The sequence below is a fragment of the Synechococcus sp. R6-10 genome (assembly GCF_047461815.1).
Classification (GTDB): Bacteria; Cyanobacteriota; Cyanobacteriia; order Thermostichales; family Thermostichaceae; genus Thermostichus.
The window spans coordinates 1-7,970 of sequence record NZ_JANSHW010000058.1 but is presented as its reverse complement, the minus strand read 5'-3'; the positions used below and the strand labels follow the sequence as shown (position 1 = coordinate 7,970).

At 59.6% G+C, this 7,970-nt stretch carries 10 protein-coding genes; 9 read left to right on the top strand and 1 reads right to left on the bottom strand.

Annotated features, from left to right (window positions below; all coding sequences use genetic code 11):
- Positions 1-59: 59 nt before the first annotated feature.
- On the bottom strand, positions 60-908 hold the full coding sequence (locus NW837_RS01900) for a class I SAM-dependent methyltransferase (protein WP_414329027.1): 849 nt from the start codon (positions 906-908) through the stop codon (positions 60-62).
- Positions 909-936: 28 nt separating this feature from the next.
- Here NW837_RS01900 and NW837_RS01895 point away from each other — a divergent pair, with 28 nt between their 5' ends.
- The 9 genes from NW837_RS01895 to NW837_RS01855 form a co-directional block, all read left to right on the top strand.
- On the top strand, positions 937-1,152 hold the full coding sequence (locus NW837_RS01895) for a hypothetical protein (protein ID WP_011430147.1): 216 nt from the start codon (positions 937-939) through the stop codon (positions 1,150-1,152).
- 168 nt (positions 1,153-1,320) lie between these two features.
- Positions 1,321-2,736, top strand: coding sequence for an ABC transporter substrate-binding protein (locus NW837_RS01890; protein ID WP_414329026.1), 1,416 nt, complete (start codon positions 1,321-1,323; stop codon positions 2,734-2,736).
- Between the two features lie 61 nt (positions 2,737-2,797).
- On the top strand, positions 2,798-3,613 hold the full coding sequence (gene trpA, locus NW837_RS01885; RefSeq protein WP_414329025.1) for a tryptophan synthase subunit alpha: 816 nt from the start codon (positions 2,798-2,800) through the stop codon (positions 3,611-3,613).
- A 403-nt stretch (positions 3,614-4,016) separates the two neighbouring features.
- Positions 4,017-4,538, top strand: a complete 522-nt coding sequence (locus NW837_RS01880; protein ID WP_304411987.1) for a phycocyanin subunit beta — start codon at positions 4,017-4,019, stop codon at positions 4,536-4,538.
- 140 nt (positions 4,539-4,678) lie between these two features.
- Complete coding sequence (locus tag NW837_RS01875; RefSeq protein WP_011432574.1) at positions 4,679-5,167, top strand: phycocyanin subunit alpha; 489 nt, start codon at positions 4,679-4,681, stop codon at positions 5,165-5,167.
- A 315-nt stretch (positions 5,168-5,482) separates the two neighbouring features.
- A complete protein-coding gene (locus tag NW837_RS01870) occupies positions 5,483-5,752 on the top strand; it encodes a phycobilisome linker polypeptide (protein ID WP_011432575.1) in 270 nt (89 codons plus the stop codon).
- Between the two features lie 73 nt (positions 5,753-5,825).
- Positions 5,826-6,596, top strand: a complete 771-nt coding sequence (locus tag NW837_RS01865; protein WP_414329024.1) for a HEAT repeat domain-containing protein — start codon at positions 5,826-5,828, stop codon at positions 6,594-6,596.
- Between the two features lie 64 nt (positions 6,597-6,660).
- A complete protein-coding gene (locus NW837_RS01860) occupies positions 6,661-7,302 on the top strand; it encodes a HEAT repeat domain-containing protein (RefSeq protein WP_414329023.1) in 642 nt (213 codons plus the stop codon).
- A 58-nt stretch (positions 7,303-7,360) separates the two neighbouring features.
- On the top strand, positions 7,361-7,970 hold a 610-nt coding region (locus NW837_RS01855), incomplete at its 3' end, for a phycobilisome rod-core linker polypeptide (protein WP_414329022.1).

The window sequence follows — 7,970 nt, the reverse complement described above, 5'->3', positions numbered from 1 at the left end:
CCGAAAGAAGAGCGCTCCCGCCTGTTTTTATCCCAGATCCTTTCCCACTAGCGAGTCCTTCAGAAGGGGGTGAGGCGTGCCAGAAAAGCCCCCTCCGGCTCTTGATAGACAATCTGCCCCTGCCAGCCGTTGGCGTGGGCACACTGCAGCAGGGTTTCCGGATCTACAAATAGCCAGGGAAAGGGATCCCCCCGCTGGCCGTTGTACTCGGCTACAAAGTTCACTACCTTGGCTTTTGCCTCGCTCCCTTCCTGCCAATCTTCTGAGCCACCTGCTTCGAGGTGGGCAGGAGCGGCCAGCTTGCCAGAGGGATCTTCCAAGTTTTCTAAACGCCCTCCCTCTTCTGCCGGCAGATTCCGCAGATCTGCGAGGTCGCTGGCATCGCTCAAATCGGTGGAATCCAGGAGCAACTGGCCAGTGGGCTGAACCCAGTGGCGAGCCAGGCGCAAAAAACGCTCCAAGCCCGACAGGGATCCCGCCAAGCCGACGCCGTTCATCAGCAGGAGTAGGGTATCGAAGGGCTCTCCTGGCCCCGCCCAGTGGAAAAGATCGGCGGCAATGCGGCAGCGCACCCCCCGCTCTGCCATGATCTGCAACGCCACCGGGGAGCGATCCAAGGCAGCCACGGCCAATCCTTCCTCCTGCAGCAGCAGGCTGTGGCGGCCCGTGCCGGCGCCGATGTCCAGCACCCGACCGCGGCAGAGTTCCAAGGCCAAGGCTTCCACCTCCGGCAGCTCCTGGGTGAAGAACACCTCTGGGGAGACCACCTGGGGCTCTTCCGCCAACGGGATCCCCTCCAGGCCGTAGGCATGCAAGAGCAGGGATCCCTTGGCCTCTCCTCGGTGCCAGTCCCATAGGGCTTGCTCTAAGGGATCCTGAAGTGGGTAATTCTCGACAGCCTTTATCATGGAAGGGGAAAGCTAAACCATTGACCCGATGGCCATCGTCGCCTTTCTTTACGGTGCCGCTATCGTCCTTTTGCTGATTGCAGCAGTGGTTTGGGCAACATCTCGGCAGTTCAATGTGGAGACCGAGACGCAGATCGGCACCTCGCCAGAAGAGCCCTCCGAGACCTCATCCGTTCCCATTTCCATTGTGGAGCAGCTAGAGCGCCAATACCGCAACAGCCCTTCCTACCGTCCCGATCCGTGACATACTCCCGCACTCATGCTGATGCATAGTCGGAGATCCTTAGAGATCCTTGGAAAGATGACTTTTGAGGATTCCTGAGGATACAAGCAGTGTCTTTGCTAGCCAAAAGCTAGCGTTTTCTCTCTCTATAATATGAATAATATGATATGATATATGGTAATATGATATATGGTTGCCAAGTCTCCACCACCCATTGTCTACATTGCCTTGGGGCTATTGCTACTCTGGGGCGGTCATCGCGCTTGGCAGGCGGGCTATGTTCGCTGGCCGGAAAGCATTTCTCTACCGCCAGTATCGCTGCCAGGGTTGGGGGGTGGAGCACAAGATCTGCTCCTGACCAGCGGCGAGCGCACCTTGTTTGCCGATAGCAGTCCCGCTGCCGTTGCCGCTGCAGAGCTGTTGCGCCAAGGTAACCTCAGCGCAGCCATCCCGGTGTTGGAGATGGGGCTGCAAAGCAACCGCAACGACCCGGAAGCTCGCATTTTCTTGAACAATGCCCGTGCCCAGCAGCAGGGCAGTCCCTTGAGCCTGGCGGTGGTGGTGCCCATCTCCAGCAACCCCAACCGCGCCAAAGAGACCCTGCGCGGGGTGGCGCAAGCTCAGGAGGAGCTTTTCCAACAGGGGGGAATCGGAGGACGGCTGCTGCGGGTAGTGATTGCCGACGATGGCGATAACCCTGAGCGAGCAGCAGCGGTGGCCAAAGCCCTGGTGGCGCAGCCTGAGATCTTGGGGGTGATTGGCCATAACACCAGCGATGCCACCCTGGCTGCAGCCGAGGTTTATCAGCCTGCCGGCTTGGCGATGATCTCCTCCACCTCCACCAGCACTCGCATCAGCATGCTGGGGGATGCCATTTTTCGCACCGTGCCCTCCGATCAAGTGGCCGGCACGCAACTGGCCCGTTATGCTCTCAACACGTTGCGGTTGCAAAGGGTGGCCATCTTCTACAACCCCAACAGCGCCTACAGCTCCAGCTTGCGCGATGCCTTTGCCTCCACCCTGACCAGCGAAGGGGGCATCGTGCTGGCGGAGTTCGACTTATCGGCGTCGGACTTCAACCCCCAGGCCAGCCTGCAAAGGGCCGTCGGCCAAGGAGCCCAGGTAGCTTTTTTAGCTCCCACGGCTTCCGTAGCCGAAAAAGCGCTGGCCGTAGCCCGCGAGAACGCTGCAACCGGTAGGCCCCTTGCCCTTTTGGGCGGCGATGTGCTCTTCAGCCTCACCACATTGCAAGACGGGGGAGCAGCGGTAGAGGGCTTGGTGGTGGCGGTGCCCTGGCATCCTCAGGTGCCTCGCAACCGCGAGTTTGCCCAGAAGGCAGCCCAGCTCTGGGGAGGGCAGGTGAGCTGGCGCACCGCTCTGGCTTATGATGCCACCCGGGTTTTCTTGCAAGCTTTCAGCCAAGGAGCCACCAGCCGCAACGCTGTGCTGGCCCGTTTGCAGGATCCCAACTTCCTCCTCCAGGACGGGGCTTCGGGAGAAGTGCGCTTTTTGCCCTCCGGCGACCGCAACGCTCCCAACGTGCTGGTGCGGGTTGAGCCCGGCAACCGCTCCGGTACCGGCTACGATTTTGTGCCTCTCCCCTAGGGATCCCGGCAGACGCTACAGTGGGGGATGCTCTCAATCTCCTCAGAATCGAATGGATCCCATGCCCACTCGGATCACAGCCTGCTTTCAGGCGCTGCGCAGCCGCGGCGAAAAAGCCCTCATCCCCTACCTCACCGCTGGGGATCCCAACCTGGAGACGACCTTTGAGGCTTTGCAGGTTCTGGATCAGAGCGGCGCCGATCTTATCGAGCTGGGGGTACCTTACTCGGATCCCTTGGCGGATGGGCCGGTGATCCAAGCAGCAGCCACCCGCGCCCTCAGTCGGGGAGTCACTTTGGGCGCCATTCTACAAGGCTTGCGCTGTCTCTCGCTGCAGGCCCCCCTGATCCTGTTCACCTACTACAACCCCATCCACCAGCTCGGCATCCCCAACTTTCTGCATCAACTGCGGCAGGCCGGCTGTGCCGGCTTGGTCGTCCCCGATCTGCCTCTGGAAGAGGCGGGATCCCTGCGACAAGCAGCCCAGGCCGAAGAGATCGACCTCATCCTGCTGGTGGCCCCCACCAGCCCCCCGGAGCGCATGCGCCGCATTGCCCAGCAGTCCAGTGGCTTTGTCTACTTGGTCAGCACCACCGGCGTTACCGGCGAACGGGCCACCCTGGAAAAGCGGATCCCGGCTTTGCTGCAGCAACTGCGCCAACAAACCCCCCTGCCGATTGGGGTGGGCTTCGGCATCTCCACTCCCGACCAGGCCCGCCAGATCGCTCTCTGGGGAGCAGATGCGGCGATTGTGGGCAGCGCATTTGTGCAACGGCTGGCCAAAGCCCCCACGCCTGAAGAAGGACTGCAACAAATAGCTCACTTTTGTCGAGCCCTCAAAGCGGCCCTGCAAGAGGTGACCCCTCCAGAGTGTTAACTTCTGTTCAGGAAGGTGCCCACTCAGACTGCTTCCATCTCAAAACAAATGTTTACATTTTGTGAGCCAGCCCGCAGACCCATTTCCCCCTGCTGCGCCCCATAGTCCAGGGATCCCAGCCTAGGCAGACATTTTGGGGTTGGTAGGTTTGCAAATCTTCACAAAACACTCATCCATCCCGCGATATAAAATTAGGCTGGATGCTCGGCTGTCTGAAAGTCGCAGAGGTTCTTGACCTATCTAAAAATTGGGGGGTTCGGTGGGGGTAGTTTTGAGCAGCCTGCTGCCACGGAATCCCCAGTTTTTGGAGGTCAAAGAGGATCCCGCAAAAAAGCTTGGGATTCGGCTTTTGGGAGGTTCAGCCAGTCGCTCACCACTTTTTGGAAAGACCAGAAGGAGATCCATCATGCAAGATGCTTTTACCCGGGTGATCGCTCAGGCAGATGCACGCGGTGCCTTTTTAAGTGACCAAGACTTTGACCGTTTGGCGGCTTTGGTGGCAGAGGGCAACAAGCGCCTAGATGCTGTCAACCGCATGACCAGCAATGCCGCCCAAATCGTAACCAATGCAGCTCGCTCTTTGTTTGCTCAAGAGCCAGATCTGATCGCTCCCGGCGGCAATGCCTACACCAACCGCCGCATGGCTGCCTGCCTACGGGACATGGAGATCATCCTGCGCTACATCACCTATGCCACCTTGGCCGGGGATAGCTCTGTGCTGGAAGATCGCTGCCTGAACGGCCTGCGGGAAACCTACATTGCTCTGGGGGTGCCCACCACTTCTGTGGCCAACGGCATTGCTGCCATGAAGAAAGAAGCCCTGGCCAAGATCATGGATCCGAAAGGCATCACCCCTGGGGACTGCTCTGCGCTGCAAAGCGAAGTGGCCAGCTACTTCGATAAGGCTGCTGCCGCCATCGTTTGAGCTTTGGGTCGAAGCTGGCTTAGTCGTCCCTTTTTAGATCGGTTAGATCCCTTCATTTCTGATAGGCAGGTGGAGATCCAGTCCGCCTTTCCTACAGAATGTTCGTTAACAACACAATTGATGAATTTAGGAGTTGCAAGGTGAAAACCGTCATCACTGAAGCGATTGCTGCCGCTGACAATCAAGGGCGTTTTCTGAATGCCAGCGAGCTGCAGGCCGTGAATGGTCGTTACCAGCGTGCTGCTGCTTCTCTGGAAGCGGCCCGTGTCCTAACCAACAACCAGCAAACTCTGGTGCGGGAAGCGGTGCAGGAAGTGTTCAAGAGGTTCCCTTACCTGACTCAGCCGGGTGAAATGGGCCACGGCGATGTGTTTCAAGCCAAGTGTGCCCGCGACATCGGCTACTACCTCCGCTTCATTACCTATTCTCTGGTTGCAGGTGGCACCGGCCCCCTCGATGAATACCTGGTGGCCGGACTGCGGGAAGTGAACCGCTCCTTTAACCTCTCTCCCAGCTGGTACATCGTGGCTCTGCAGTACATGAAGAGCCGCGCTCTGGGCATGCTGAGCGGTCAAGCGGCCAACGAAGCTGCCATCTACTTCGATTACGCCATCAACGCCCTCAGCTAGGGGATCCCAGGGCAGAGATCCCTGCTTGTTGGGAGTGGACGATCTCTTTCTTTGTCTTCCAATTGTGTGTCTCTCCAGAGCAGGCGGCGGCTCCAGAGAGGTCTATTCCACCTGTTTCTAGGTTGGCTTAGCGCCTCGGCTCCTCTTAAGCCGGTTGGGTTGGTCGCCTGCTCTCTATTCTGGGGGAGTTAGCCTTTGGATTGTAGGCATTGCCCAACGGCAGCGTGCTGGTTCGCGAGAATAGCCGGTACGGCTTGTTCGCTGGTCAGTTTGCCTGTCTTCCAAACGAAGTCTCATAGATACCTGGGGAAAGCGATGTTTGGTCAAAGCACCACCAGCCCTGAAGCCCTGACAGAAGCCGGCAGCCGGGTTTACCGAGTCGAGTACACCGGTCTGCTCAACCCGCCCGATGCTCTGGCCACCTCTGCCAAAGTTCGCCGCAGCACCCTGAGCACCACCGTTCCCTACAGTCGGTTGTCTGCCGAGATGCAGCGCATTCTGCGGATGGGTGGCAAAATCGTGCAGGTCACTGCCTTGTCGGGAGCCAATGCCTCTCCCGCTCAGGGCAACGGCGCTGCTGAGTGAGGGAGGCCCGACGGCCGACTGAAGTTACCGGCAAGGTTGCCCAGGTGTCATGAACAGCTCTGCAACGGTTCGTATGGCATCCAACACGGCGGTGCTGCCGCAGCAGCTCACTTGGGAGCAGGCGATAGCCCGGCTGCAGGGGGATGACTTGCAAGATCGGTACTATGCTGCCTGGTACCTGGGCACAGTTCGGGATCCAAGGGGGGTAGAGCCGCTGCTTTTGGCGTTGCAGGATGAGCGGGATCGCACCGCCTTGGGGGGCTATCCTCTGCGCCGCAATGCCGCTAAGGCCCTGGGGCAAATCGGGGACGTGCGGGCCGTGCCCGGTTTGATCGAGGCGCTCACTTGTACCGACTTTCATGTGCGGGAAGAGGCTGCCTATGCCTTGGCTCAATTGGGGGACAAGCGAGCGGTGGATCCCTTGCTGGCACTGTTGCAGTCCCGCGAGCAGGAGCAGCCCTGGGAAGCCCTTATCGAGGCCTTGGGTCAGCTTCAGGCCACCGAGGCTGAGGCAGCGATCCGGCCCTTTTTGAACCATCCCTCTGAGCGGGTGCGTTCGGCAGCGGCTTGGGTGCTCTATCGCTTTACGCAAGCCGAGGAGCTGACCCAAATCCTGGTGGCGCTACTGGCCCACTCCAACTCCAGCCTACGACAGGCCGCTTTGTTCGACCTGGCCGAATCGGGATGGGTGGCGGGGGCGCCGCTGCTGGCCACAGCCGACGTGGCTCTCAACCTGCGCATCAATGCTCTGAAGCGGCTGTTCGATGTGGCGCTTCAGTTGGGGTGGGTGCCGCTGGCTCAGGTGACGGCGGTGATCCTGCCGCAACTGGAGAAGCTCTTCTAGGATCCTGGGGCGCTCAGTGCCTTTGATCAGCGGTTTCAAGTGTACCTTTGACTATTCGTTGCCTATGTCCTCCGCCTCGGCTGCTCAAGCGTTTCCCATTGCTGTGGCTCAACTGGCAGCAGAATTGGAGCAGGCCACGTCGCCTGAGGAATTGTTGCGGGTGGTGAGGGCGCTGGGCGCTTTGGGCCAAGTGGAAGGGATCCCCATCTTAATTCGCGCCTTTGGGTTTAATCGCCCTGCAGTTGGGGAGGCTGCTCTGGAGGAGGTGCTGCGCTTTGGGGAAGCCGCGGTGCAGCCCTTGCTGAGCCATATTGACGGTTTTGACTATGGGGCGCGGGCCTATTCGGTGCGGGCTCTGGCCCGTATTGGCCATGGGGATGCCTACCCCTTTTTGGCAGAAGCCATTGTGGCGGACTTTGCCCCCAGTGTGCGACGGGCGGCGACCCGTGGGCTAGGACGAGTGGCGGCCAAGCGGCCCTTGCTCGATCAAGAGCGAGCCTTGCAACTGTTGCGGCAATGTCTTGCCGATGCCGATTGGGGAGTCCGCTACGCCGCCGTTGGATCCCTGACGGACTTGGCTCGCCAGGGTGAACAATCTCTGCGCCCCTCAGTCGAGGCTGCGCTCCAGATGGCCCTGGAAGATGCCGATCCTCTGATCCCTCTCCGCGCCCAGATGAGCTGGCAGGAATTGGCTGCTGAGCCTTAGCTTCCCTGCCCCACTGTGTTTTTCTTAAGTTTTTCTCGTTTTTTTAGGAGCACCATCTATGTCCCTTCCGTTGCTTGCCGATCGCCCCACCACCCAAAATGAGCGGGTGCCTCGCTACTTTGTGCCCAGTGACGAAACCCCGCCCGTCTACCGTCCTGACGACCCGACAGGTATCGACAACATCATTCGCGCTGCCTATCGCCAGATCTTCAGCGAGCATCTGATGCTGGAGAGTTATCGGCAAAAAGCTCTGGAGTCCCAGTTGCGCAACGGGGCGATCTCGGTCAAAGAGTTTGTGCGCGGCCTGGGCAAGTCGGAGGTGTACCGGGATCTGGTCATGGTTCCCAACGACAACTACCGCTTCATCGAGGTCACCTTCCAGCGCTTTTTGGGTCGGCCCACCTACAGCCAACAGGAGCGCATCAAGTACTCCATCATCGTTGCCACCAAGGGGCTAGATGGCTTCATCGACGCTGTGGTGGATAGCGAAGAGTACAATGCCGCCTTTGGGGATGATGTGGTGCCTTACCAACGCCGTCGCCTGTCGGAAAAGCCCGCCAACCTGGTAACCCCCCGCTATGGAGCCCGTTGGCGCGATGTCTCCGGCGTGAAGCGCTCGACGCGGGAAGTGGTGCGCACCTATCGTCTCACCCGTCCTCCCAAACCCG